Origin of the sequence: Ramlibacter cellulosilyticus (assembly GCF_014297465.1) — a bacterium.
Classification (GTDB): Bacteria; Pseudomonadota; Gammaproteobacteria; order Burkholderiales; family Burkholderiaceae_C; genus Ramlibacter; species Ramlibacter cellulosilyticus.
The window spans coordinates 596584-621176 of record NZ_JACORT010000002.1 but is presented as its reverse complement, the minus strand read 5'-3'; the positions used below and the strand labels follow the sequence as shown (position 1 = coordinate 621176).

The 24593-nt window shown below is 67.1% G+C and carries 33 protein-coding genes and 1 pseudogene; 7 read left to right on the top strand and 27 right to left on the bottom strand.

What is annotated here, in order from left to right; all coding sequences use genetic code 11:
• A pseudogene (locus tag H8N03_RS26685) lies at window positions 1-108 on the top strand (IS30 family transposase); the annotation flags it as partial.
• A 34-nt stretch (window positions 109-142) separates the two neighbouring features.
• On the opposite strand, the gene H8N03_RS08690 reads toward H8N03_RS26685, so the two are convergent.
• Window positions 143-598 carry a c-type cytochrome gene (locus H8N03_RS08690; RefSeq protein WP_187075750.1) on the bottom strand — a complete coding sequence of 152 codons (456 nt, stop codon included), beginning with the start codon at window positions 596-598 and terminating at the stop codon, window positions 143-145.
• Window positions 599-688: 90 nt separating this feature from the next.
• Complete coding sequence (locus H8N03_RS08685) at window positions 689-1144, bottom strand: c-type cytochrome (RefSeq protein ID WP_187075749.1); 456 nt, start codon at window positions 1142-1144, stop codon at window positions 689-691.
• 89 nt (window positions 1145-1233) lie between these two features.
• Between H8N03_RS08685 and H8N03_RS08680 the strand changes: the two genes are divergently transcribed.
• Both H8N03_RS08680 and H8N03_RS08675 read left to right on the top strand, forming a co-directional pair.
• Window positions 1234-1926 carry a cytochrome b/b6 domain-containing protein gene (locus H8N03_RS08680; RefSeq protein WP_187075748.1) on the top strand — a complete coding sequence of 231 codons (693 nt, stop codon included), beginning with the start codon at window positions 1234-1236 and terminating at the stop codon, window positions 1924-1926.
• A 111-nt stretch (window positions 1927-2037) separates the two neighbouring features.
• Complete coding sequence (locus H8N03_RS08675; protein WP_187075747.1) at window positions 2038-2514, top strand: GNAT family N-acetyltransferase; 477 nt, start codon at window positions 2038-2040, stop codon at window positions 2512-2514.
• 117 nt (window positions 2515-2631) lie between these two features.
• On the opposite strand, the gene H8N03_RS08670 is transcribed toward H8N03_RS08675, so the two are convergent.
• From H8N03_RS08670 to H8N03_RS08565, 22 genes are all read right to left on the bottom strand, one after another.
• Window positions 2632-3138, bottom strand: coding sequence for a peroxiredoxin (locus tag H8N03_RS08670; protein WP_187075746.1), 507 nt, complete (start codon window positions 3136-3138; stop codon window positions 2632-2634).
• 81 nt (window positions 3139-3219) lie between these two features.
• Window positions 3220-3489 (bottom strand): 30S ribosomal protein S17, encoded by a 270-nt coding sequence (gene rpsQ, locus H8N03_RS08665; protein ID WP_187075745.1) that lies wholly within the window; start codon window positions 3487-3489, stop codon window positions 3220-3222.
• Between the two features lie 12 nt (window positions 3490-3501).
• The gene (gene rpmC, locus H8N03_RS08660; protein WP_169423006.1) at window positions 3502-3705 is read right to left on the bottom strand and encodes a 50S ribosomal protein L29; all 204 of its coding nucleotides are present in this window, start codon (window positions 3703-3705) and stop codon (window positions 3502-3504) included.
• A 14-nt stretch (window positions 3706-3719) separates the two neighbouring features.
• Entirely contained in the window at window positions 3720-4136 is a 417-nt protein-coding gene (gene rplP / locus H8N03_RS08655; protein WP_145895491.1) for a 50S ribosomal protein L16, read from the bottom strand.
• Window positions 4137-4158: 22 nt separating this feature from the next.
• A complete protein-coding gene (gene rpsC, locus H8N03_RS08650) occupies window positions 4159-5064 on the bottom strand; it encodes a 30S ribosomal protein S3 (protein WP_187075744.1) in 906 nt (301 codons plus the stop codon).
• Window positions 5065-5072: 8 nt separating this feature from the next.
• Entirely contained in the window at window positions 5073-5408 is a 336-nt protein-coding gene (gene rplV / locus H8N03_RS08645; protein ID WP_187075743.1) for a 50S ribosomal protein L22, read from the bottom strand.
• Window positions 5409-5417: 9 nt separating this feature from the next.
• Complete coding sequence (gene rpsS, locus H8N03_RS08640; protein ID WP_187075742.1) at window positions 5418-5696, bottom strand: 30S ribosomal protein S19; 279 nt, start codon at window positions 5694-5696, stop codon at window positions 5418-5420.
• 12 nt (window positions 5697-5708) lie between these two features.
• Window positions 5709-6533 (bottom strand): 50S ribosomal protein L2, encoded by an 825-nt coding sequence (gene rplB / locus H8N03_RS08635; protein ID WP_187075741.1) that lies wholly within the window; start codon window positions 6531-6533, stop codon window positions 5709-5711.
• 2 nt (window positions 6534-6535) lie between these two features.
• Window positions 6536-6862 carry a 50S ribosomal protein L23 gene (gene rplW / locus H8N03_RS08630; protein WP_187075740.1) on the bottom strand — a complete coding sequence of 109 codons (327 nt, stop codon included), beginning with the start codon at window positions 6860-6862 and terminating at the stop codon, window positions 6536-6538.
• A complete protein-coding gene (rplD, locus tag H8N03_RS08625) occupies window positions 6859-7482 on the bottom strand; it encodes a 50S ribosomal protein L4 (RefSeq protein WP_187075739.1) in 624 nt (207 codons plus the stop codon). Before rplD ends, rplW begins: the two co-directional genes overlap by 4 nt.
• Window positions 7483-8181 carry a 50S ribosomal protein L3 gene (gene rplC, locus H8N03_RS08620; RefSeq protein WP_187075738.1) on the bottom strand — a complete coding sequence of 233 codons (699 nt, stop codon included), beginning with the start codon at window positions 8179-8181 and terminating at the stop codon, window positions 7483-7485. It abuts the gene before it with no gap.
• Window positions 8182-8502: 321 nt separating this feature from the next.
• Window positions 8503-8814 carry a 30S ribosomal protein S10 gene (gene rpsJ, locus H8N03_RS08615; RefSeq protein WP_145895499.1) on the bottom strand — a complete coding sequence of 104 codons (312 nt, stop codon included), beginning with the start codon at window positions 8812-8814 and terminating at the stop codon, window positions 8503-8505.
• Window positions 8815-8816: 2 nt separating this feature from the next.
• Window positions 8817-10007 (bottom strand): elongation factor Tu, encoded by a 1191-nt coding sequence (gene tuf / locus H8N03_RS08610; protein WP_187075737.1) that lies wholly within the window; start codon window positions 10005-10007, stop codon window positions 8817-8819.
• 224 nt (window positions 10008-10231) lie between these two features.
• Window positions 10232-12334, bottom strand: coding sequence for an elongation factor G (gene fusA / locus H8N03_RS08605; protein ID WP_187075736.1), 2103 nt, complete (start codon window positions 12332-12334; stop codon window positions 10232-10234).
• Between the two features lie 67 nt (window positions 12335-12401).
• Window positions 12402-12875: a 30S ribosomal protein S7 gene (gene rpsG, locus H8N03_RS08600; protein ID WP_135251794.1), complete on the bottom strand. Its 474-nt coding sequence runs from the start codon at window positions 12873-12875 to the stop codon at window positions 12402-12404.
• A gap of 152 nt (window positions 12876-13027) precedes the next feature.
• A complete protein-coding gene (rpsL, locus tag H8N03_RS08595; protein ID WP_027477404.1) occupies window positions 13028-13405 on the bottom strand; it encodes a 30S ribosomal protein S12 in 378 nt (125 codons plus the stop codon).
• Window positions 13406-13700: 295 nt separating this feature from the next.
• Complete coding sequence (locus H8N03_RS08590; protein ID WP_187075735.1) at window positions 13701-14930, bottom strand: D-alanyl-D-alanine carboxypeptidase family protein; 1230 nt, start codon at window positions 14928-14930, stop codon at window positions 13701-13703.
• Window positions 14931-14952: 22 nt separating this feature from the next.
• Entirely contained in the window at window positions 14953-16098 is a 1146-nt protein-coding gene (locus tag H8N03_RS08585; RefSeq protein WP_255428142.1) for a D-alanyl-D-alanine carboxypeptidase family protein, read from the bottom strand.
• 11 nt (window positions 16099-16109) lie between these two features.
• Window positions 16110-16739, bottom strand: coding sequence for an alpha/beta hydrolase (locus H8N03_RS08580; RefSeq protein WP_187075733.1), 630 nt, complete (start codon window positions 16737-16739; stop codon window positions 16110-16112).
• 2 nt (window positions 16740-16741) lie between these two features.
• Entirely contained in the window at window positions 16742-17083 is a 342-nt protein-coding gene (locus tag H8N03_RS08575; protein ID WP_187075732.1) for a (2Fe-2S) ferredoxin domain-containing protein, read from the bottom strand.
• The gene (locus H8N03_RS08570) at window positions 17080-18210 is read right to left on the bottom strand and encodes a VanZ family protein (RefSeq protein ID WP_187075731.1); all 1131 of its coding nucleotides are present in this window, start codon (window positions 18208-18210) and stop codon (window positions 17080-17082) included. The genes H8N03_RS08575 and H8N03_RS08570 overlap by 4 nt, the downstream gene beginning before the upstream one ends.
• Before the next feature lie 2 nt (window positions 18211-18212).
• On the bottom strand, window positions 18213-18635 hold the full coding sequence (locus H8N03_RS08565; protein ID WP_187075730.1) for a CopD family protein: 423 nt from the start codon (window positions 18633-18635) through the stop codon (window positions 18213-18215).
• Between the two features lie 259 nt (window positions 18636-18894).
• On the opposite strand from H8N03_RS08565, the gene hemB reads away from it, so the two are divergent.
• From hemB to H8N03_RS08545, 4 genes are read left to right on the top strand one after another with little or no spacing between them, the layout of a single operon-like run.
• Window positions 18895-19896 (top strand): porphobilinogen synthase, encoded by a 1002-nt coding sequence (hemB, locus tag H8N03_RS08560; RefSeq protein ID WP_187075729.1) that lies wholly within the window; start codon window positions 18895-18897, stop codon window positions 19894-19896.
• 4 nt (window positions 19897-19900) lie between these two features.
• Complete coding sequence (locus H8N03_RS08555; RefSeq protein ID WP_187075728.1) at window positions 19901-21007, top strand: magnesium transporter CorA family protein; 1107 nt, start codon at window positions 19901-19903, stop codon at window positions 21005-21007.
• Window position 21008: 1 nt separating this feature from the next.
• Window positions 21009-21590, top strand: a complete 582-nt coding sequence (locus H8N03_RS08550; protein WP_354005093.1) for a DUF1003 domain-containing protein — start codon at window positions 21009-21011, stop codon at window positions 21588-21590.
• Window positions 21587-22315, top strand: a complete 729-nt coding sequence (locus tag H8N03_RS08545) for a DUF72 domain-containing protein (RefSeq protein WP_187075727.1) — start codon at window positions 21587-21589, stop codon at window positions 22313-22315. The genes H8N03_RS08550 and H8N03_RS08545 overlap by 4 nt, the downstream gene beginning before the upstream one ends.
• On the opposite strand, the gene H8N03_RS08540 is transcribed toward H8N03_RS08545, so the two are convergent.
• From H8N03_RS08540 to H8N03_RS08530, 3 genes are read right to left on the bottom strand one after another with little or no spacing between them, the layout of a single operon-like run.
• A complete protein-coding gene (locus H8N03_RS08540) occupies window positions 22298-22948 on the bottom strand; it encodes a glutathione S-transferase family protein (RefSeq protein ID WP_187075726.1) in 651 nt (216 codons plus the stop codon). The two genes, H8N03_RS08545 and H8N03_RS08540, sit on opposite strands and share 18 nt — an antisense overlap.
• Entirely contained in the window at window positions 22945-23814 is an 870-nt protein-coding gene (locus tag H8N03_RS08535) for an amidohydrolase family protein (RefSeq protein WP_187075725.1), read from the bottom strand. The genes H8N03_RS08540 and H8N03_RS08535 overlap by 4 nt, the downstream gene beginning before the upstream one ends.
• The gene (locus tag H8N03_RS08530) at window positions 23814-24497 is read right to left on the bottom strand and encodes a dienelactone hydrolase family protein (protein ID WP_187075724.1); all 684 of its coding nucleotides are present in this window, start codon (window positions 24495-24497) and stop codon (window positions 23814-23816) included. The genes H8N03_RS08535 and H8N03_RS08530 overlap by 1 nt, the downstream gene beginning before the upstream one ends.
• Window positions 24498-24593: the final 96 nt, after the last annotated feature.

The window sequence follows — 24593 nt, the reverse complement described above, 5'->3', positions numbered from 1 at the left end:
GAGCAGCTCGACGAAATCGCAAGGAAGCTAAATACCCGTCCCAGAGAGACTTTGGGATTTGAGAAGCCAGTCGAAAGACTGGCTGCCAGCGTTGCATTGATCCCTTGAGACCGCCCCCCGCCTCCGCGGGGATGACGGAAGGCTACTCTTTCCGGAAATCGTCGTGGCAGGCCTTGCACGTGTTCGCGGCGGGCCCGAAGGCGGCCTTCATCGTGTCCAGGTTGCCTGTCTTGGCGGCGACGGACAGCTTGCCCACCGCGTCGACCATCTTGTCGTAGTTGCCCTTGAACTTCGCGTTCTCGGTCCAGATCTCCGGCTTCGCCCGCGTCTCGCCCTTGTCGGTGCCCGGCACGAAGCCGGCGGCCGGCAGGTGGGACACCAGCGCGATGACGTCGGCGCTGCGGGACGCGGCCGCCGCATCGAACGGCACGCGGCCGTTGGCCATCGCGCCCAGCACGCCGAAATGCGCGGCCATCACGGTCATGGCGCTGCGCCGGTACTTGATCGCGTCCTCGGGCTTCTGGAAGTTCTGGGCGGACGCGCCGGTGGCCAGCACGAGGGCGGCGGTGGCGGCGGCAAGGGTCGCGGGGAATCTCATGGGCAATCTTCTCCGTGGGTTGGAAGGTGGCGAAAACATGAACGCTGCGCGCCCGTCCGCCATTCCCTCCACCCGCGGAAAAAATCCGCGTCAGTCCTTGCGATAGGCGTCGTGGCAGGCCTTGCAGGTCTGGGCCGCGGGGCCGAAGGCGGCCTTCATGGCGTCCAGGTTGCCACCCTTCGCGGCGACGGCCAGCTTGCCGACGGCGTCCTGCATCTTCTCCGCGCCGGCCTTGAACTTGGCCTGCTCGGTCCAGACCTGCGGGTCCGCGCGCGTCTCGCCCTTGTCGCTACCCGGAACGAAACCGGCGAAGGGCAGGTGCGACACCAGCGAGATCACGTCGGCGTGGCGCGCGGCGGCGGCCGCATCGAACGGGGCACGGCCATTCGCCATCGCGCCGAGGGCGCCGAAGTGGCTGGCCAGGACCGTGAAGCCGGCGCGGCGGTACTTGATGGCGTCTTCCGGCTTCTGGAAGCTCTGGGCGGATGCACCGGTCGCGAGGAAGAGGCCGGCGGTGGCGAGCGCGAGGGTCGCGGCAAACTGCATGGGAAATCGTTCTCCGTGGTTAAAGTGGCGGCTGCCGGGCCCGGCGTCGCCGCCCCGGAATGTACCGTCAACAAGAACATGGGTAGCCGATGCCGCATCGTGTCCGAGTCTGGGACCTCCCCACCCGCCTGTTCCACTGGGCGCTCGTCGCCTGCGTGGTGCTTCTCGTGATCACCGGGTACGTCGGCGGCGATGCGATGCAGTGGCATGCCCGCTTCGGCTATGCGGTGCTCACGTTGTTGCTGTTCCGGCTCGTGTGGGGCTTCATCGGCGGGCGCTGGTCCCGCTTCCGGAGCTTCCTCTACGCGCCTTCGTCCGTGCTGGCGTACGTCGGCGGCCGCGCCCACCCGGACCACCTGGTGGGGCACAACCCGCTGGGCGCGGGCTCGGTGTTCGCGATGCTGCTGGTGCTGCTCGCGCAGGTGGGCACCGGCCTGTTCGCCGACGACGAGATCGCGTTCACCGGGCCGCTGAACCGCTTCGTCCAGGGCAGCACCGGCCTGGCGGCGACCTGGTACCACAAGTCCGTGGGGCAGTGGCTGATCGTCGGCCTCGTGGTGCTGCACGTCGCGGCCATCGTGTACTACCTGAAGAAGAAGCGCGAGAACCTGGTGCGCCCCATGGTGGTCGGCGACAAGGACCTCGCCGCGCCGGCGGAGCCTTCGCGTGACGACACCGCGTCGCGCGTCGTCGCCCTGGTGGTGCTGGCCGTGTGCGCGGGCGTCGTCGCCTGGATCGCCAGCCTGGGGGCCGGCGGCGGGAGCTCCGGCGGCTTCAACTAGCTCGGCCGTGCGGTCGCGCTAAGATCCGCTGTCCATGGACTCGCATCCCGGACCTTGGACACTGCCCCGTTGCCGCTGATCGAACTCAGCTCTCCCCGGAGCGCGCCCGACATGGACGACGTGCGCGCCATCTTCCGGGAGTACGCCGAAGGCCTCGGCGTCGATCTCTGCTTCCAGAACTTCGAGGAGGAGCTGGCCTCCCTGCCCGGCGAGTACGCCGCGCCCGGCGGCGCCCTGTTCCTGGCGCGCGTCGACGGCGAACTGGCCGGATGCTGCGCGCTGCGGCCCCTCGAAGGCACCGACTACCCGAACGCGAGCGAGATGAAGCGCCTGTACGTGCGCAAGGCCTTCCGCGGCTTCGGCCTCGGCCGCCAGCTCGCGGAGGCGACGCTGGACGCCGCCCGCCGCGCCGGCTACGACTGCGTGCTGCTGGACACGCTGGACGACATGGAAGCCGCCCGCGCGCTGTACGAAGACCTCGGGTTCGAGGACATCCCGCCCTACTACCACAACCCGATCCCGGGGGCGCACTACCTCAAGGCGGACCTGTGGCACAGCGGGCCGGCGCCTCTCAGCAGCAGACTGTAGGTTGGTTTCACCCCCTCCCCCTCTGGGGGAGGGTTGGGGTGGGGGCGCTCCGGCCTCCGCACACGCGCCGCGTGCCCCCACCCTAGCCCTCCCCCGGAGGGGAGGGAACAAAACCGTTCAGCCCTTCGCCTGCGCCAGCAGCGTCTGCGCGTCGCTGACTTCGAACTTGCCCGGCGCCTCGACGTTCAGCGAGGCGACCTTGCCGTCCTTGACCAGCATCGAGTAGCGGTTGCTGCGCACGCCCATGCCGCGCGCGGTGAGGTCCAGCGTCAGGCCGGTGGCCTTGGCGAAGTCGCCGCTGCCGTCGGCCAGCATGCGCACCTTGCCCGCGGTCTTCTGGTCGCGCGCCCAGGCACCCATCACGAACGCGTCGTTGACGCTCACGCACCAGATCTCGTCGACGCCGCTGGCCTTCAGATCGTTGAACTTCTCGACGTAGCCGGGGACGTGCTTGGCGGAGCAGGTGGGCGTGAACGCGCCGGGCAGCGCGAACAGGGCGATGGTCTTGCCCTTCGCGGCTTCGCTCACCTTCACGGGGTTCGGGCCGATGCTGCAGCCGTTGCCCTCGACTTCCGAATATTCCATCAGGGTGACATCGGGCAGCGTGTCGCCGACTTTGATCATGGGAGCTCCTCGTTCGTTGGGGGAAAAGAAAAACGGCCCACGATTGTGGGCCGTTTTTGCGTGGCTTGCAGCCGGGGCGTCTTAGACCTCGGAGGCCTTCTCGACCAGGCGGGTCGCGACCCAGTTCTTGGTCTTGGAGATCGGCTTGCTTTCCGTGATCTCGATGACGTCGCCGGTGTGGTACTCGCCCTTTTCGTCATGGGCGTGGTACTTGCTCGACTTCATCACGATCTTGCCGTAAAGCTCGTGCTTCACGCGGCGCTCCACCAGCACGGTCACGGTCTTGGCGCGCTTGTCGCTGACGACCTTGCCGATCAGGGTGCGCTTGAGGGAGGTCTTGGCTTCCGTCATGTTCACTCCTGATTACTTGGCGGATTCGGCACGCTTCTGCGCCAGGATGGTCTTGGCGCGAGCGATGTCACGACGCGTGGAACGCAGCGTGGCCGTGTTGTTGAGTTGTTGCGTGGCCTTCTGCATGCGCAGGCCGAAATGGGCCTTCTGCAGGCTCTTCACTTCGGCTTCCACGCCGGCGGCGTCCTTGGAACGGAGATCCTTGGCTTTCGTCATGTTCTCTGCTCCTCTTACTGGCCGATCATGCGGGAAACGAACGTGGTGCGCAGCGGCAGCTTGGCGGCAGCCAGCTTGAACGCTTCGCGCGCGAGTTCCTCGGGCACGCCGACGATCTCGAACACCACCTTGCCCGGCTGGATTTCAGCCACGTAGTACTCCGGGTTGCCCTTGCCGTTACCCATGCGCACCTCGGCGGGCTTCTGGGAGATCGGCTTGTCGGGGAACACGCGGATCCAGATGCGGCCGCCACGCTTGACGTGACGGGAGATCGCGCGACGCGCGGCCTCGATCTGGCGGGCCGTCAGGCGGCCACGGTCGGTGCACTTCAGGCCGAAATCGCCGAAGGCCACGGAGTTGCCCGTGGTCGCGACGCCGGTGTTGCGGCCTTTTTGCTCTTTGCGGTATTTGCGGCGAGCGGGTTGCAGCATTTATCTCTCCTTTACCGTCGGATCAGCTCTTGCTGGCCGGCGCGGGACGAGCCACGCGCTTAACGGTAGATTTCGGCGCTTCCGCGCCTGCGGTTGCTTCAGCGGGCTTGTCGCTGCCTTCGGCAGGGGCGACGTTCGTCGCACCGGCGTCGCGGCGGGGGCCGCCACGGCCGCCACCGGGGCCGCCACGGCCGCCGCCAGGGCCGCCACGGCGGTCGCCGTCACGGCGCGGGCCGCGCGGGCCACGGCGCTCTTCGCCTTCGGGACGCGGCGTGGAGTCCAGGGACGGCAGGTCGGTGCGACCCAGCGTGTCACCCTTGTACACCCACACCTTGACGCCGATGACGCCGTAGGTGGTCTTGGCTTCGGAGAAGCCGTAGTCGATGTCCGCACGCAGGGTGTGGAGCGGCACGCGGCCTTCGCGGTACCACTCGGTACGCGCGATCTCGATGCCGTTCAGGCGGCCCGACGACATGATCTTGATACCCTGGGCACCGAGACGCATCGCGTTCTGCATGGCGCGCTTCATCGCGCGGCGGAACATGATGCGCTTCTCGAGCTGCTGGGTGATCGAGTCGGCGATCAGCTGGGCATCGACTTCGGGCTTGCGCACTTCCTCGATGTTCACCGCGACCGGCACGCCCAGGCGGGTGGCGAGTTCCTTCTTCAGGTTCTCGATGTCCTCGCCCTTCTTGCCGATCACCACGCCCGGACGGGCGGAGTAGATCGTGATGCGGGCGTTCTTGGCAGGACGCTCGATCAGCACGCGGGAGACCGCGGCGTTCTTCAGCTTGGTCTTCAGGTAGTCGCGGACCTTGATGTCCTCGGCGAGCATGTCGCTGAAGTCACGGTTGTTCGCGTACCAGCGGGAGTTCCAGTTGCGGGTGACGGCCAGGCGGAAGCCGGTCGGATGGATCTTCTGTCCCATGTTCTTCCTCAGTTCCCGACGGTCACGTACACGTGGCACGTACCCTTGCTGATGCGGTTGCCGCGGCCCTTGGCGCGCGCGGTGAAGCGCTTCAGCACGGTGCCTTGTTCCACGTAGATCGTCTTGACCTTCAGCTCGTCGATGTCGGCACCGTCGTTGTGCTCGGCGTTCGCGATCGCGGACTCCAGCACCTTCTTGACGATGACGGCACCCTTCTTCTGGGTGAAGTTCAGGATGTTGAGGGCCTGGTCCACCTTCTTGCCGCGGATCAGGTCGGCCACGAGGCGGCCCTTGTCGACGGACAGGCGGACGCCGCGGAGCACAGCTTTGGTTTCAGTAGCCATGTCTCAGCCTCACTTCTTCACGACTTTTTTGTCGGCGGGGTGACCCTTGAAGGTGCGCGTCAGGGCGAATTCGCCCAGCTTGTGGCCCACCATCTGGTCGGTGATGTAGACCGGAACGTGCTGCTTGCCGTTGTGCACGGCGATGGTCAGGCCGATGAAATCGGGCAGGATCATCGAGCGGCGCGACCAGGTCTTGATCGGCTTCTTGTCCTTGGTGCTCACGGCCTTGTCGACCTTGTTCACCAGGTGGTGGTCCACGAACGGACCCTTCTTGAGAGAACGCGTCATGTTGCGGACCCCTTACTTCTTGCGGCGCGAGACGATGAACGTCTGCGTGCGCTTGTTGTTGCGAGTACGGTAACCCTTGGTCAGGTTGCCCCACGGGTCGACGGGATGACGGCCCTCGCCGGTCTTGCCTTCGCCGCCGCCGTGCGGGTGGTCGATCGGGTTCATCACCACGCCGCGGACGGTCGGGCGGATGCCCATGTGGCGCTTCACGCCGGCCTTGCCGAGCTGGCGCAGGCTGTGCTCTTCGTTCGCGACTTCGCCGATGGTGGCGCGGCACTCGATGTGGATCTTGCGGACCTCACCGGAGCGCATGCGGACCTGGGCGTAGGTGCCTTCGCGCGCCAGCAGCGTCGCGGAGGTACCGGCGGAACGCGCGATCTGCGCACCCTTGCCCGGCAGGATCTCGATGCAGTGGATCGTCGAGCCCACGGGGATGTTGCGGATCGGCAGCGTGTTGCCGGCGCGGATCGGCGCCTCGGAACCGGACAGCAGCGTGGAGCCGACTTCGACACCGCGCGGGGCGATGACGTAGCGGCGCTCGCCGTCGGCGTAAACCACCAGGGCGATGTGCGCGGAGCGGTTCGGGTCGTACTCGATGCGTTCCACCTTCGCCGGGATGCCGTCCTTGTTGCGGACGAAATCGACCACGCGGTAGTGGTGCTTGTGGCCACCGCCCTTGTGACGGGTGGTGATGTGGCCGTTGTTGTTGCGGCCGGCCTTCTGGATCTGGGGTTCCAGCAGCGGAGCGTACGGCGCACCCTTGTGCAGGTGGTCGCGCGAGATCTTCACCGTGCCGCGCTGGCCGGGAGTCGTCGGTTTGAGCTTGATGACTGCCATGATTAAGCGGCCTCTCCGGAGAAGTTCAGCTCCTGGCCGGGCTGCAGCGTCACATACGCCTTGCGGATGTTGTCGCGGCGGCCGACCGAGCGGCCGAAGCGCTTGGTCTTGCCCTTGATGTTGGCAACGGACACGCCCTTGACCTGCACGTTGAACATCAGTTCGACGGCGGCCTTGATCTCGGGCTTGGTGGCGTCCTGCAGGACCTTGAAGGTCACCGCGTTGGTCTTGTCGGCAACCAGCGTGGCCTTCTCGGACACGATGGGGGCGACCAGGACCTGCATCAGGCGGCCTTCGTCGAATTTCTTGGCTGCGGTGTTCGTGGTCATGCGAACATCTCCTTCAGCTTCTCGATCGCGCCCTTGGTGACGAGCACTTTCTTGTAGTGCACCAGGCTCAGCGGGTCGGCGTAACGCGGCTCGACGACGAGCACGTTCTGCAGGTTGCGGGAAGCGAGGTACAGGTTTTCGTCCACTTCGTCGGCGATCACCAGCACCGACTGACCCAGGTTCATCTGCTTGAACCGGGCGGCCAGCTGCTTCGTCTTGGGGCTGTCGACCTTGAGGGATTCGACGACCGCCAGGCGGCCGTCACGGGCCAGCTGGGAGAAGATGGACGCCATGCCGGCGCGGTACATCTTCTTGTTGATCTTCTGGGTGAAGTTCTCGTCCGGGCTGTTCGGGAAGATGCGACCGCCCCCGCGCCACAGCGGAGACGAGGTCATGCCGGCGCGAGCGCGGCCGGTGCCCTTCTGGCGGAACGGCTTCTTGGTCGAGTGCTTGACCATCTCGCGGTCCTTCTGGGCGCGGGTGCCTTGACGGGCATTCGCCTGGAAAGCGACGACGATCTGGTGGATCAGCGCTTCGTTGTATTCACGGCCGAACACGGTCTCCGGGGCGTCGATCTTGGACGCGGCCTGGCCCTGCTCGTTCAGGAGTTCGAGTTGCATTTACTTCTTCCCCTTCTCGGCCTTGGCTTGCGCCTGCACCGGCTTGGGCTGGCCCTTGGCGGCCAGGCGCACGGTCACGAAACCGTTCTTGGCGCCGGGGACGGCACCCTTGACCATCAGCAGGCCGCGGGTCTCGTCGACGCGAACGACGTCGAGGTTCTGCACGGTGGTGGTCACGTCGCCCAGGTGGCCCGACATGCGCTTGCCCGGGAACACGCGGCCCGGGTCCTGCGCCATCGAGATCGAGCCCGGCACGTTGTGCGAACGGCTGTTGCCGTGCGACGCGCGCTGCGAGCTGAAGTTGTGGCGCTTGATCGTGCCCGTGAAGCCCTTGCCGATCGAGGTGCCCTGCACGTCGACCAGCTGGCCGGCGGCGAACACTTCCTGCACCGGAACGGCCTTGCCCGCGGCGTACTTGCCGGCGGTGTCGGCGTCGACGCGGAATTCACGGATGATTTCACCGGCTTCGACGCCCGCCTTGGCGAGGTGGCCGGCCTGCGGCTTGGTCACGCGGGAGGCCCGGCGCTGACCGAACGTGACCTGCAGGGCCACGTAGCCGTCCTTGTCCTGGTTCTTGACCTGGGTCACGCGGTTGTTGGACACGTCCAGCACCGTGACGGGAACGGCGTCCCCGTCATCGGTGAACAGGCGCATCATGCCCACCTTGCGGCCCAGCAACCCGAGGCTGCTCAGACTCATGTTGTTACTCCGTTGCTTTCGCCGTGGCCGCTGCAATTGGCTGCCACGTTTGAGGTACGAAAGAGGGTTGATAAAAAGCTCCGCCCGGCCGGAACCGAGCGAAGCCCGCAATTGTAGCAGCTGTAGGAAACGTCTGCCAAGGTGCGCGGTGGGATGGGAGGGAAAGCTGGGGTGCGCTGCGCGCAACCCAGCCTACAAGGCTACCCCGAACCCCTGCTGCGCCCGCGTAGGCTGGGTTGCGCGCAGCGCACCCCAGCAAACGACGGCCCCAGCAGAAAGGCCGCCCGCAGGCGGCCTTTCCGGGAGCTCGAAACCGCAGTCTTACTGCAGCTTGATCTCGACGTCCACGCCCGCGGGCAGGTCCAGCTTCATCAGGGCGTCGACCGTCTTGTCGGTCGGGTCGACGATGTCCATCAGGCGCTGGTGCGTGCGGATCTCGAACTGGTCACGCGAAGACTTGTTCACGTGCGGCGAACGCAGGATGTCGAAGCGCTTCATGCGCGTCGGCAGGGGCACCGGGCCCTTGACGATGGCGCCGGTGCGCTTGGCCGTGTCGACGATCTCGGCGGCGGACTGGTCGATCAGCTTGTAATCGAAGGCTTTCAGGCGGATGCGGATCTTCTGCTGGGCCATGATTACTCCATGATCTTGGCAACGACGCCGGCGCCGACGGTCTTGCCGCCTTCGCGGATGGCGAAGCGCAGGCCTTCTTCCATGGCGATCGGGGCGATCAGCTTGACGGTGATCGTCACGTTGTCGCCGGGCATGACCATTTCCTTGTCCTTCGGCAGCTCGATCGCGCCGGTCACGTCCGTCGTGCGGAAGTAGAACTGCGGGCGATAGTTGTTGAAGAACGGCGTGTGGCGGCCGCCTTCGTCCTTGGACAGCACGTACACCTCGGCGGTGAAGTGCGTGTGCGGCTTGATGGAGCCGGGCTTGCACAGCACCTGGCCGCGCTCGACTTCCTCGCGCTTGGTGCCGCGCAGCAGGATACCGACGTTGTCGCCGGCCTGGCCCTGGTCCAGCAGCTTGCGGAACATTTCCACGCCCGTGCAGGTGGTCTTGAGCGTCGCCTTCAGGCCGACGATCTCGATTTCCTCGCCGACCTTGATCACGCCGCGCTCCACGCGACCCGTCACCACGGTGCCGCGGCCGGAGATGGAGAACACGTCTTCCACCGGCATCAGGAACGCACCGTCCACGGCGCGCTCGGGCGTCGGGATGTAGGTGTCCAGGGCTTCCGCCAGCTTCATGATGGCCTGCTCGCCCAGCTCGCCCTTGTCGCCTTCCAGCGCCAGCTTGGCCGAGCCCTTGACGATGGGGGTGTCGTCGCCGGGGAAGTCGTACTTGGACAGCAGCTCGCGCACTTCCATCTCGACCAGTTCCAGCAGCTCGGCGTCATCGACCATGTCGCACTTGTTCAGGAACACGATGATGTAGGGCACGCCCACCTGGCGCGCCAGCAGGATGTGCTCGCGCGTCTGGGGCATCGGGCCGTCGGCGGCGGACACGACCAGGATCGCGCCGTCCATCTGGGCGGCGCCGGTGATCATGTTCTTCACGTAGTCGGCGTGGCCAGGGCAGTCCACGTGCGCGTAGTGACGGTTCTGCGTCTCGTATTCGACGTGCGCGGTGTTGATCGTGATGCCGCGGGCCTTCTCTTCGGGGGCCGCGTCGATCTGGTCGTACGCCTTGGCTTCGCCGCCGAACTTGGTCGACAGCACGGTCGTGATCGCCGCCGTCAGGGTCGTCTTGCCATGGTCCACGTGGCCGATGGTGCCCACGTTGACGTGCGGCTTGGTCCGCTCGAACTTACCTTTTGCCATTCAGAAATCTCCGATAAAGAGCATTGCCCGTGTGCTGGTTTAACGTCTGCACTCCGCTGCTGGATCCCCCACCACGGGCAAATGGGGGGCGCGGGGTCGCAGACAAAACTTCGAACGCAGAGGTCGCAGAGGTTACGCAGAGATCGCAGAGAACCTTTGATGGATGTTCTCTGCGACCTCTGCGGGTCTCTGCGTCCTCTGCGTTCTACTCTTCGATCGAGCGCCTACTTGGCCCGGGCAGCGATGATGCCTTCGGCCACGTTCTTCGGAGCTTCGCTGTAGTGCTTGAACTCCATCGTGTACGTCGCGCGGCCCTGGGACATCGAGCGCAGCGTGGTGGAGTAGCCGAACATTTCCGACAGCGGGACTTCGGCCTTGATGACCTTGCCGCCGCCGGGCATGTCGTCCATGCCCTGCACCATGCCGCGACGGGACGACAGGTCGCCCATCACGTTGCCGGCGTAGTCTTCCGGCGTCTCGACTTCCACGGCCATCATCGGCTCGAGGATCACGGGCTGCGACTTCTTCGCGCCTTCCTTGAAGCCGAAGATGGCGGCCATCTTGAACGCCTGCTCCGACGAGTCCACTTCGTGGTACGAGCCGAAGGTCAGCGTGACCTTCACGTCCACGACGGGGTAGCCCGCCAGCACGCCGGAGTTCAGCGCCTCTTCCACGCCCTTCTGCACGGCGGGAATGTACTCGCGCGGCACCACGCCGCCCTTGATCGCGTCGACGAACTCGAAGCCCTTGCCGGTCTCGTTCGGCTCCACCGTGAAGACGACGTGGCCGTACTGGCCCTTGCCGCCCGACTGGCGCACGAACTTGCCTTCCACGTCGGCCGTCTTGCGGCGGATCGTCTCGCGGTAGGCCACCTGCGGCTTGCCCACGTTGGCTTCCACGCCGAACTCGCGCTTCATGCGGTCGACGATGATTTCCAGGTGCAGCTCGCCCATGCCGGCGATGATGGTCTGGCCGGATTCCTCGTCCGTGTTCACGCGGAAGGACGGGTCTTCGGAAGCCAGGCGCTGCAGCGCGACGCCCATCTTCTCCTGGTCGGCCTTCGTCTTCGGCTCCACGGCCTGGCGGATCACCGGCTCGGGGAACACCATGCGCTCCAGGGTCACGATGGACTCGGGGTCGCACAGCGTCTCGCCGGTCGTCACGTCCTTCAGGCCCACGCAGGCGGCGATGTCGCCGGCACGGATCTCCTCGATCTCGGTGCGCGTGTTCGCCATCATCTGCACGATACGGCCGATGCGCTCCTTTTTGCCCTTCACCGGGTTGTAGACGGTGTCGCCCTTGGTCAGGACGCCCGAGTACACGCGCACGAAGGTCAGCTGGCCCACGAACGGGTCGGTCATCAGCTTGAACGCCAGCGCGGAGAACTTCTCGGCGTCGTCGGCCTTGCGGCTGGTTTCCTTCTCGTCTTCATCGATGCCGGCCACCGGGGGAATGTCCACCGGGGAGGGCAGGAAGTCGATGACGGCGTCCAGCATGCGCTGCACGCCCTTGTTCTTGAAGGCGGTGCCGCACAGCATCGGCTGGATCTCGGTGGCGATCGTGCGGGTGCGGATGCCCAGCTTGATCTCGGCTTCCGTCAGGTCGCCTTCCTCGAGGTACTTGTTCATCAGTTCCTCGGAGGACTCGGCGGCGGCCTCGACCATCTTCTCGCGCCACTCGTTGGCGGAGTCGACCAGGTCGGCGGGGATGTCGCTGTACTCGAACTTCATGCCCTGGGACGCCTCGTCCCAGATGATCGCCTTCATCTTCAGGAGGTCGACGACGCCCTTGAAGTTGTCCTCGGCACCGATCGGGATCACGACGGGCACGGGGTTGGCCTTCAGGCGTGTCTTCATCTGGTCATAGACCTTGAAGAAGTTCGCGCCGGTGCGGTCCATCTTGTTGACGAACGCAAGGCGCGGCACCTTGTACTTGTTGGCCTGGCGCCAGACCGTCTCGGACTGGGGCTGCACGCCGCCCACGGCGCAGTACACCATGCAGGCGCCGTCCAGCACGCGCATGGAACGCTCCACCTCGATGGTGAAGTCCACGTGGCCGGGGGTGTCGATGATGTTGAAGCGGTGCTCCGGATAGGACAGGTCCATGCCCTTCCAGAAGCAGGTGACGGCGGCGGAGGTGATCGTGATGCCACGCTCCTGCTCCTGCTCCATCCAGTCGGTGGTAGCGGCGCCGTCGTGCACCTCGCCGAGCTTGTGGTTCACACCCGTGTAGAACAGGATGCGCTCGGTCGTGGTGGTCTTGCCGGCGTCGATGTGCGCGGAGATACCGATGTTGCGGTAGCGCTCGATAGGCGTTTTGCGGGCCATGATGAGTCTTTCTGTAAACGGCACAGGCCCGCTCGTGGCGGGCCCGCACCTAAGATGGGGACGGACTTTAGAAGCGGAAGTGGCTGAAGGCCTTGTTGGCTTCGGCCATGCGGTGCACTTCGTCGCGCTTCTTCATGGCGCCGCCACGGCCTTCCGTGGCTTCCATGAGTTCGTTCGCCAGGCGCAGGGCCATGGACTTCTCGCCGCGCTTCTTGGCGGCTTCCTTGATCCAGCGCATGGACAGGGCCAGGCGGCGGACGGGACGGACCTCGACGGGAACCTGGTAGTTCGCACCGCCGACGCGGCGCGACTTCACTTCGACCATGGGCTTCACGTTGTTGATGGCCATGGTGAACGCTTCCACCGGATCGCGACCGGGGTTCTTCTTCTCGATCTGCTCGAGGGCACCGTAGACGATGCGCTCGGCGACCGCCTTCTTGCCGCCTTGCATGATCACGTTCATGAACTTGGCGAGCTCGACATTGCCGTACTTGGGATCCGGCAGGATTTCACGCTTGGGGACTTCGCGACGACGCGGCATTTCAAACCTCTCTCTTTGCTTCAGTTGGCCCGCCTTCCGGCGCGGCCGCGGGAGCCATCAGGGCATCCCACTTACTCGATCCTTGTTCAGGATCACTACGCTTCCTCAGCCTGCCGAGGCTGGAAAGCACCGACAAACCAACCAATGGCCGTTTAGGCCTTCTTCGGGCGCTTCGCGCCGTACTTGGAACGGGCCTGCTTGCGATCCTTCACGCCTTGCAGGTCCAGGGAACCGCGGACGATGTGGTAACGCACACCGGGCAGGTCCTTGACGCGGCCGCCGCGGACCAGCACCACGCTGTGTTCCTGCAGGTTGTGGCCTTCGCCGCCGATGTAGGAGATGACTTCGAAGCCGTTGGTCAGGCGGACCTTGGCGACCTTCCGCAGGGCGGAGTTCGGCTTCTTCGGCGTCGTGGTGTACACGCGGGTGCACACGCCACGGCGCTGGGGGCTGTTCTGCATCGCGGGGGACTTGGACTTGGTCTTTTCGACCTCGCGCCCCTGACGCACGAGCTGGTTGATGGTTGGCATTTAAAAAACGTCCCTAGTTGCGTGAAATCCGTCGATCAAACGGAAAGGCTCTTCCCGCCCCAAATTGCGGGAAAGCCGACGAGTATAGCCCGACGCGGCCAAGGCCGCAAAGGGCGCACGAGGAGCCCCGGCGGAAGCCGGGGCCCATACGGCGTGAAAAATCCCTCGCGAGGCTCCAGGATCCCGGCTCTTGCGAAGGCTCCATGGATCCCGGCTCTTGCGAAGGCTCCGTGGATCCCGGCTTCCGCCGGGATGACGCACGCGGGGGCGGCATGCTGCCGCCCGGCGCTGAGCGTCACTTCCCGAACATCCCCGACACCGCCTGCCAGGCCCGCAGGAAGAACCCTGCCCGCTCCACGTCGGCCTGGGCCACCAGGGGCGCCTCGGCCAGCGGCTTGCCGTTGGAGCTCGCGACCACCTTGCCGATGACGGCACCCTTGGTCACGGGCGCTTCCACGTCCGGCCGGAGCTGCACCGCGGTGTCCACCTTCTGGCCGCGCGGCACGGTCACCGTCCAGGGGCCCGCCAGGCCGGCCGCCACCGTCTCGGCCTTGCCGAACTTGACCTTCGCGGTACCGACCGCCGTGTTCGCCGGGATGGGCGTGGCCTTCTCGAAGTTGGCGAAGCCCCAGTTCAGCAGGGTGCGCGACTGGTCGGCCCGCGCCTGCGCGCTGCTGGTGTTCAGGATGACCGAGATCAGGCGCATCCCGTTGCGCTTCGACGAAGTGACCAGGCAGTAGCCCGCCGCCTCCGTGTGGCCGGTCTTCAGGCCGTCCACGGTGGGGTCGGTGTACAGCAGCGCGTTGCGGTTGCCCTGCTTGATCTTGTTGTAGGTGAACTCGCGCTCCGAATAGAGCGGGTAGTACTCGGAGCTGTCGCGGATGATCGCGCGCGCCAGGATGGCGAGGTCGCGGGCGGACGCCTTGTGCGCCGGGTCGGGCAGGCCGGTGGCGTTCACGAAGTGCGTGTTCTTCATGCCCAGGCGCTGCGCCTCCGCGTTCATCAGCTTGGCGAAGTTCTCCTCGGAGCCCGCCATGTGCTCGGCGATCGCCTTGGACGCGTCGTTGCCGGACTGGATGATGATGCCGCGCAGGATGTCGATCACCGTGGCCTGGCCGTTCAGGGGCAGGTACATGCACGACTCGGTGCTCGAGCCGCGGCACCAGGCGTTCTGGCTGGTCGTGACCAGCTCGTCCTTCTTGAGCTTGCCCGTGCGCAGCGCCTGCTCCACCAGGTAGCTGGTCATCATCTTCGTCAGCGAAGCAGGCGGCAGCGCCTCGTCGGGGTTGGCCGAGGCGAGCACCTCGCCCGAATCGAAGTCCATCAGCAGCCAGGCCTTGGCGGCCAGCGCGGGCGCCCCGCCGGCGACGGCGGTCTGCCCCTGCAGCGGGGCCGGCCCCTCCACGGCAGCCTTCTTGGCGGCCGCGGGCTTCTGCGGAGCGGCGAAGGCCGCCGAACCCGGTGCCAGGCCGCCCGCCGCGAGGGCGAACACGAGGGGGAAGAGGGAGAGTTTCTTGGTTTGCATGGGGTTCATGGGCACATGGCCGTCATTTGATCCAGAGGCGGATCGCGTCCCAGGCGCGGCCGAAGACGCCCGCCTGCTCGACTTCCTGCAGGGCCACCAGGGGCACCTCGCGCAGGACCTGTTCGCCGGCCAGGATCTTCAGCGTCCCGACCTGCTGCCCCTTCTGGATGGGGGCCACGAGAGGGTCGGGCCGGACCACCTGGGTCCTGATGCGGCTGGCGCTGCCGACCGGCACGGCCAGCACGATGGGACGCGGCTGGCCCAGCTTGACCGTCTTGTCGCTGCCCTTCCAGACCTGCGGCTCCAGCACCGCCTGGTTGCCTTCGAACAGCTTGAGGCCCTCGAAGGCCGTGTAGCCCCAGTTCAGCAGCTTCTGCGCCTCGTTCGCGCGCGCGGCCTCGCTGCTGGCCCCCAGCACGATCGCGAGCAGGCGGCGGCCCTGCAGGTTGGGGAAATCGCGCCTCGCCGTCGCGACCAGGCAGTAGCCCGCCGCATCGGTGTGGCCCGTCTTGAGCCCGTCGACCGTCGGGTCGCGGAACAGCAGCATGTTCCGGTTCGTGTCGTTCGCCGTGGGCGTGCCCTGGTAGCGGTACTTCTTGATCCCGTAGTAAGGCAGTTCGTCCGGGAAGTCCTGCATCAGCCGCGTGGCGAGGATCCCGAGGTCGCGCGCGGTCGTCACGTGCCCCGGCGCGGTGAGCCCCTCGGGGTTCTTGTACGTCGTGTTCGCCATGCCTAGCGCCTTCGCCTGCTGGTTCATGAGGTCCACGAAACGCTCCACGCTGCCGGCCACGCCTTCGGCGAGGGCCACGGTGGCATCGTTGCCGGACTGGACGATCATGCCCTTGAGGAGGTCGTCGACCGGCACCTGCATCTTGGGATCGATGAACATGCGCGAGCCCGGCATGCGCCACGCGCGCTCGCTCACCGGCAGCTTCTGGTCCAGCGCGATCTTCTTCGCCTTCAGCGCGTCGTACACCAGGTAGCCGGTCATCAGCTTGGTGAGCGATGCCGGCTCCACGGGGGCATCGGCGTTGCGCGAGGCGAGGACCTGGTTCGCGCTCACGTCCAGGAGCAGGTAGCTCTTGGCGGCGATCTCCGGGGGCTCGGGCACCTGTGCCAGCGCGGCCAGGCAGAAAAGGAACATGCACGGCGCGAGCAGCGCCCGCATCCAGCGAGTCATCATCCTTGTGCGCGCAGGTGGCGGACCACCAGGTTCTTCAAGAGGGGCAATTGTCCGTGAAAGAAATGCTCGACCCCGGGCACCACCGTAACGGGGAGTGACTGGGGACGGGCCCAGTCCAGGGCGGCCGCGAGCGGCACGGTGTCGTCGACCTCGCCATGGATCACGAGGGTGCGATCGTGTGACTCGGCCGGAAGTTCCGGCACCTGGAAGCGCGCGGCGGCGGTGCCCACGAGCACGACGGCGCGCACGTCACGCTCTCCCCACACCGATTGCAGGGCACGGGCGGTGACGTACGCGCCGAAGGAGAAGCCCGCCAACGCGACTTCGCCTTGCGGGGCGAGTTCGCCGAGCACGTGCTGCAGGTCCAGCGTCTCGCCCTCGCCGTTGTCGTGCGCGCCTTCGCTCGTGCCCACGCCGCGGAAGTTGAAGCGCACCGCGGTCCATCCGCACTGCACGAACGCGCGTGCGAGCGTCTGCACGACCTTGTTGTCCATCGTGCCGCCGAAGAGCGGATGCGGATGCGCGATCACCGCGGTCCCGCGCGGCGTGCCCGCGGGCTGGTCGCGCAGCACCTGGATGCGGCCCGCCGGCCCGGCGAGCTCCAGGCGTTCGGTCTGCGCGTTCATGCCTAGCGCCCGAGGTGCGGCGGCGTCAGCAGGCGCTCGACCACCTTGCCGTTCTGCAGGTGGGACTCGACGATCTCGTCGATGTCGTTCGCGTCCACGTAGGTGTACCAGGTGCCTTCGGGATACACGACCGCGATCGGCCCGCCCTGGCAGCGATCGAGGCAACCCGCCTTGTTCACGCGCACCTTGCCCGGGCCCGCGAGGCCCTTGGCCTTCACCTGCGCCTTGCAGCGGTCGAAGGCGGCCTGCGCGTTGTGGTCGGCACAGCAGGCCTCGCCGTTCTCGCGCTTGTTCAGGCAGAAGAAGATGTGGTGCTCGTAATACTGTTGCTGCGGCGCGCTCATGCGGGGATTGTAGGAGTCCGCTCGGGACGCGAGACCCGCAGCAGCACATAAACCAGCACCGCATAAGGCCAGAGCCATCCCAGCCACTGCGCCAGCCCGTTGAAGCGGATGAAGCGGCCCTGCTCCCACGCCTGCAGCGTGTCGGCGAAATAGGCGCTGGCCGGCGCCTGGTTCAGCACGCTCAGGTGCACGACGAGCGCGAGCAGCAGCATGGCCGCGCAGCCGCGGCGCGGCACGGCCAGCATCAGCATGGCCAGCAGCAGGCCGAACACGAGCCCGAGCCGCACCGGCAGGCTCATCCACGCCCACGCGTGGTTCGGGCCCCAGCTGAGGGCGGCCGACAAGGCCGTGATCGCCGTGCCCAGCGCCACCGCGACGATCGCGAACACCGCGCGGCGCCCGACGGAACGCAGGATCGTGTATCCGAGCAGGCAGGGGATGAAGGCGCCGAGCGCGACGCACAGCAGCTCCGCCGCCGGCACGAGCGGCTGCAGTTCCACTTCGCGCATCGGCATCCATTCGAGGAAAGGTGTTTCCTGCAGCCATTCCGCGATGCTGCCTTCCAGCCGCTCGAGCACCTGCCCCAGGCCGAGGGGAACGGCCGCGGGGAACAGCAGCGCGAAAGGCCACAGCGCGAGCAGCACGAGCGCGCCGCGCGCCTCCGGGATGAACCAGCGCTCGCGGAAGCGGCTCCAGTGGTCGATGGCGCCCGCGAGCTCCAGCGCGGTCGCGACCACGGCGCCCGCGAGCGTGCCCGCGACGTTGAGCCCGAAGTCGACGTTCGACGCGACGCGCGAAGGCAGATAGTTCTGGACGCCTTCCATGCAGAACGACAGCACCGTCCCCGCGGCGACGGCCACTGCGATGCCGGCGAGGTTGGGGTGGTTGGCGAAGTAGCGCACGTTGCCGCGCCGCATGAAGCTGAGGGCGAGCAGGAAGCCGAGGGGCACGTAGCCCACGACGTTGGCGGCGAGGTCGAAGCCCGTCCAGTACTTGGGCCAGCCGGCGAAGAGGAAGTCCCACGGCGGGATCTCCTGGTCGCGCCAGCCGGCGAACGGATAGAGGCTTGCGTACACGATGAGCACCACGTACGCGCCGGCGAGCGGCCAGGCGGAGGTCTTGTGCATGCTCAGAAGGGTTTCACCGTGACCAGCACCACGGCCGCCACGAGGAACAGCACGGGCAGCTCGTTGAAGAAGCGGAACCACTGGTGGCTGCGCGTGCTGCTGCCATGGGCCAGCTTGCGCAACAGCACCGCGCACGCATGGTGGTAGCCGATGGTGAGCACCACGACCGCCAGCTTCGCGTGCATCCAGCCGGCGCCGCGGCCGATGCCATAGCCGAGGAACAGCCACAGCCCGAGCGCGACCGCCGGCACGGCGAGCAGCGTCGTGAAGCGCAGGAGCTTGCGCGCCATGAGCAGCAGGCGCTCGCGCTCGGCCGAGGAGCCGGGCGGCACCATCGCCAGGTTGACGAAGATGCGCGGCAGGTAGAACAGTCCCGCGAACCAGCTCGCCACGAACACGATATGGAAGGCCTTCACCCAGAGCATGCGCGGAGTGTACGGACCGGCTCGCCGCCGCGGGGCGCGCTGCGCTGCGATGCAGCAGGCAGAAAAAAACCCCGGTTCCATGGGAACCGGGGTTGGAAGCCTTTTTGCTGTCACACATCAAGGCGCCCGCTCAGGGAGGAAAAGCGGGGGGCGGCAAGCCGCCCACGCGTAATTTAACAGCGGGTGCCTGTGCTTTCAAGCCTAAAGTCTTAAGTTCTCTGACTGGGGCGCGGGGACGGCATCGTGCACAATTTTCCTTATGACTTTCTACGCACCTTACCCGCACGGCCGGCCGCGGCGCCTGCGGCGTGACGCGTTCACGCGCAACCTCGTACGCGAGCACGCGCTTTCCGCGAACGACTTGATCTACCCGGTGTTCGTGCTCGACGGCCAGAAGCAGCGGCAGGCGGTCGCGTCGATGCCGGGCGTGGAGCGCGTGAGCCTGGACCTGCTGCTGCCCGTCGCCGAGCAGTGCATGAAGCTGGGCGTCCCCGCCCTGGCGCTCTTCCCGGTCATCGACGCGAAGCTGAAGACGCCCGACGGCCGCGAGGCCTGGAATCCCGAGGGCCTCGTGCCCCGTGTCGTGCAGGCGCTGAAGAAGGAGTTCCCCGAGCTCGGCGTGATGACGGACGTGGCCCTCGACCCGTTCACCAGCCACGGCCAGGACGGCCTGCTCGACGAGACCGGCTACATCCTGAACGACGAGACGGTGGAAGTGCTGGTGAAGCAGGCGCTCACGCAGGCGCAGGCCGGCGTCGACATCGTCGCCCCTTCCGACATGATGGACGGCCGCATCGGCGCGATACGCGGTGCGCTGGAATCCAACAGCCACATCCACACGCGCATCATGGCGTACAGCGCCAAGTACGCGAGCGCCTTCTACGGCCCGTTCCGCGACGCCGTGGGCTCCGCGGCCAACCTGGGCAAGAGCAACAAGAAGGTCTACCAGATGGACCCCGGCAACACCGACGAGGCCCTGCGCGAAGTGGCGATGGACCTCGCCGAAGGCGCCGACATGGTGATGGTCAAGCCCGGCATGCCTTACCTGGACATCGTGCGCCGCGTGAAGGACGAGTTCCGCGTCCCCACCTTCGCCTACCAGGTGTCGGGCGAGTACGCGATGCTCAAGGCCGCCGCGCAGAACGGCTGGCTGGACCACGACCTGGTGATGATGGAAAGCCTGCTCGCGTTCAAGCGCGCCGGCGCGGACGGCGTGCTCACGTACTTCGCGCTGGATGCGGCGCGCGCCCTGAAAGCCTGATCGCGTGCAGATCGTCGAGTTCGGCGCCGGCACGCTGCGTTTCCTGGACCACCTGCCCCAGCGCGCGCCGGACGGCGGCTTCGTCTGGATCTACCTCGAACGCGAGCACCTGGAGCAGGACCTGCCGGTGCTGCAGCGCGCGGCCACGCACCTGGGCGGGTCGCCGCTGCTCGACCTGCACATCAAGGACCTCGGCAACCGCGGCCACCCTTCGCACTACGACTACACCTCGGTCTACGACCTGGTCATCTTCCGCAGGCTGGCCACGGACGCCGAGGTGAACGCGGAGCTCGGGGGAAGCGGGCCGCCGAAGGACGCGCCGCTCGCCGCGTTCCACCGCATCCGCACGCGCGCGGTGGGCTTCGTCGTGTTCGACCGGCTGCTGATCACCGTGCACCCGGAAGGCTGCTTCGCGGCCCGCACGTTCATCGAGCGCTACCTGAAGGACGCGCTGCAGACCGAGGGCCTGAGCGCGGCGGCGCGCAACCGGCTGCCCGCGAGCGCGCCCGACCTGATGCTGCGCATGCTCAACGTCATGGTCGACAACTTCCTGGACCTGCGCAAGGTGCTGAGCGGCGAGATCGACCGCTGGCAGCAGGACCTGCTCGCTCCCAAGCAGCACGGCGTGGAGGCGGACTGGGGTGCGCTGATGACCGCGCGCAATGCGCTGCACGGCCTGCAGGACCTCTGCGAGGAACAGAACGACGCGATGCAGGAGTGGCTGGACACGCAGCGCGAGCAGCCGCCGCCGTGGATGTCGCAGGCGGAGCTCGACTCGCTGCTCGCGCGCGCACGCGACGTCGTCGAGCACATCCAGCGCGTGACCCACCACGTGCACCGCATGGAGCAAGGCGCGGAGACCGCGGTGCAGATCCACTTCTCCGCCGTCGGCAACCGCACGAACGACATCATGCGCACGCTCACGGCGCTCACGGCCATCTTCCTGCCGCTGAACCTGATCGCGGGCATCTTCGGCATGAACTTCGAGCTGCTGCCGCTCACGCACCAGGCGGCGGGCTTCTGGTGGACGCTGGCGGCCATGGGGCTGATCGCGGTGCTGCTGGGCATCGTGTTCTGGCGCAAGCGCTACCTCGCGAGGACGGAGCGCTGACGTGGGCGCGGGCGGCAACCACGAGCACTCCAGCTACCGCCGGCCCCGCAGCGTCGCCGACGTCACGCGCGAGAACGTCCGCGCCATGCGCAGGCTGGAAGACCTGGCCGTGGCGCACCGCACGGTGGCCGACCGCATCGCGGAGTTCGTCGCGAAGTTCTGCGGCAGCATCACCTTCGTCTGGATCCACGCGGTGATCTTCGGCGCGTGGCTCCTCTGGAACGTGCTGCCGCACCTGCCGCACTTCGACCCCTACCCCTTCACCTTCCTCACCCTGTGCGTGTCGCTGGAGGCGATCTTCCTGTCGTCCTTCATCCTGATCGCGCAGAACTACGAGATGCGCGTGTCGGAGCGCCGCAACCAGCTGGACCTGCAGATCAACCTGCTCGCCGAGCAGGAGAACACCAAGATGCTGCAACTGCTGGACCGCATGGCCAAGAAGATGGGCCTGTACGAGGAAGACGATCCGGAGATCGCCGTCCTGGAGCAGGCCACGCGGCCGGAGACGCTCGCGAAGCAGATCGAGGACGCACTGCGGGAGCAGACCCGGCACAAGCGCAACGGCACGCGGGACAAGCCGTGATTCGCATCGGCTGTGCCGGCTGGAGCCTGCCGCGCGACGTGCAGGAGGCGTTCGGTGAAGGCGCGAGCCACCTCGCGCGCTATGCAACGCGCTTCCCCGTCGCGGAGATCAATTCCTCGTTCCACCGTCCCCACAAGCGCAGCCTGTACGAGAAGTGGGCGGCGAGCGTGCCGGAAGACTTCCGCTTCTGCGCCAAGCTGCCGAAGACGATCACGCACGAGAAGCGGCTGGTGGATTGCGAAGGGCTGCTCGATGCGTTCCTGGAACAGGCTGGCGGGCTGGGCACCAGGCTCGCGTGCCTGCTCGTGCAACTGCCTCCCAGCTTCGCCTTCGATGCGGCGGTCGCCCGGGCCTTCCTGGAGCTGCTGCGTTCCCGCTTCCCGGGCTCGCTCGCGATGGAGCCGCGCCACGCGACGTGGTTCGAGCCGGAGGCCGATGCGCTGATGCGCGAGCTGCAGGTCGCCCGCGTGCTGGCGGACCCCGTGCGGCACGATCCCGGCCGTGCGCCGGGCGGGTGGCCCGGCCTCGTCTACCTGCGCCTGCACGGCACGCCTCGCGTCTACTACTCCTCCTACGAGACGCCGGTGCTGCAGGCGCTGGCGCAGCGCCTGCAGCTCGCACGGGCCGAGGGCGCGGACTGCTGGTGCATCTTCGACAACACCGCCTCGGGTGCGGCGGCCGGCAATGCGCTGGAGCTGCAGCGCCTGCTAGAAGAAGGGCGCTGAGAGCTCCTCGGCCGCGAACACCCGCTGCACCGCCGGGCGCTGCGCCACGCGCTGGAGGTAGGGTCCGAGCGCGGGCAGGTCGCGCGCCTTGCGGCCCTGGAAGTTGCGCGTCCAGCGGCACAGCGTGAAGACGTAGGCGTCCAGGGCCGTGTAGTCCTTGCCGAGGATCCACGGTCCGCCGTGCGACTGCAGCAGGCCTTCGAGCTGGTCGAGCAGGCCGTCGACCTTGCCCTGCATGCGCTGCTTCACTTCCGCGGCGCCTTCCGCATTGCCTTCGCGCACCCAGCGGTCCGGATAGAAGTACGCCTGCAGCGTGGTCTGCAGCGTATTGCTGCACCACATCAGCCACTTGTAGAAGTGCGCGCGCTCCGCGGTGCCCACGGGCGGCGCGAGCTTCGCTTGCGGATGCGTGTCGCACAGGTGCAGCACGATGGCGGCGGTCTCGTAGAGCACCAGGTCGCCGTCCACGAGCACCGGCATGAGCCCGTTCGGGTTCAGCTTCAGGTAGTCCGGCGCCTTGTGCGCGTCGCGCGTGCGGTCGACGAACACGCGCTCGTAGGGAACGCCCAGTTCCTCCAGCACGATGTGCGGGATCATGGAGGCGGTGCTGGGGTAGTAATGCAGTTGCATCATGGTTTCGTCAGTCCGAACAGGTTGGCTCCGTTGTCCCACGCGATGCGCCGCGCGACGTCGGGCGGCAGGTCGCCCAGCCAGGTGCGGTAGCCGCGCATGGTGGCGTCGTAGCTTTCCCAGCGCTGGTTGATCCAGGTGTCGGAGCCGAGCAGGAAGCGGTCCGGGTACTTGAGCACCAGCGCGCGCCATTCGGGACACAGGCTCCCGCCGTCGCACGTGAGGCCGGGGCGGTACGACAGCTCTCCCATGAGGCGCGGATAGCGCACGAGGAGCTGCTCCACGCGCGCGACGGGCGCGCCGCCGATGCCGGTGTGCGCCCAGATCAGGCCGACCTTCGCGCCTTTCGACGGCGTGTGGGCCATCAGCAGGTCGACGGCGGTGTCGTCGACGTGCGCCAGCACCGCGAGCCCCTTCTCCTCGGCGAGCGCCATCAGCTTGCGCGCGACCGGGCCGTTGGCGTTCTGCGCGTCGTACAGGTGGAACTCGCCGAGGCCGCGATAAGGGCCGGCCGCCGTGCCGCGGGCCAGCTCCTCCTGCACCATCGCGTGGATGGTCTCGTCGCGGAACCAGTTGTCGTAGTCCGCGCGGTTGCGGTACAGGCGCACGAAGGGCACGACCGTCACGCCGGCCCGGCGCGTCTGCGGAGCCTGCGCGAGCCGCTTCGTGCCTTCGTTCGGCCGCGAGTTGGCGATCACCGCGCGCACGCCGCTGCGCTGCATGCGCGCGAGCGCGTCGGCCAGCGGATGCGGCCCGTCGTACGCCTCCACGTTGTAGTGGAGGTGCGCATCGAAGATGGGGCCGGCGTAGTCGGCTGCCGCCGCACCCGTTGCGAGCAGGACGCCGGCGGCGGCGAGCCAGCCGCGCATCAGCCGACGTGCTTGCCGAAGAAGGCCAGCGTGCGCTCGCGCGCGAGCTTCGCCGCCGCCTCGTTGTACGAGCCGCGCTGGTCGCAGTTGAAGCCGTGGTCCGCGTGGTACAGGTGGACTTCGACTTCCGGGTGCGCGCGCTTGAACGCTTCCACGCTCTCCACGGAAATGTGCTTGTCCTTGTCGCCGAAGTGCGCGAGCACCGGCACCTTGGGCTTGCGCGCGATCTCGTCGGGCGTGGTGCTGCCGCCGCCGTAGTAAGGCACGGCGGCGCTCAGGCCCCGCAGCGTGGCGGCGGCGCGCCAGGCGAGCAGGCCGCCGTAGCAGTAGCCGACGATGCCCACCTTGCCCGCCTGCGCGGCGTGGTCGATCGCGGCCTGCAGGTCCTGCATGATGCCGGGCGAGGGCAGCGCCTCGGTGGCGGCCTTCAGCGACATGCCTTCGGTCATGTCGTCGGGCTGGTAGCCCAGGTCCACGCCGGGCCGCACGCGGTGGAAGATGGCCGGTGCGACCGCGAGGTACCCGGCGGCGGCATAGCCGTCCGCCACCGAACGGATGTGCGAGTTGACGCCGAAGATCTCCTGGATCACGACGATGCCCCCCTTGGGCTGGCCCTGGGGCTGGGCGACGTACGCGGGGATCATCTGGCCATCGGCTGCTTTGAGTTCTGTGTTCTGACCCATGTCGGTCTCCTGTGCAATGCGAGGCGCCGAGCTTCCCCGATGGCACGGGCGGCGTCAATCCATTGCTTTTGATCTAATGGCGGCACGACCGCCGCA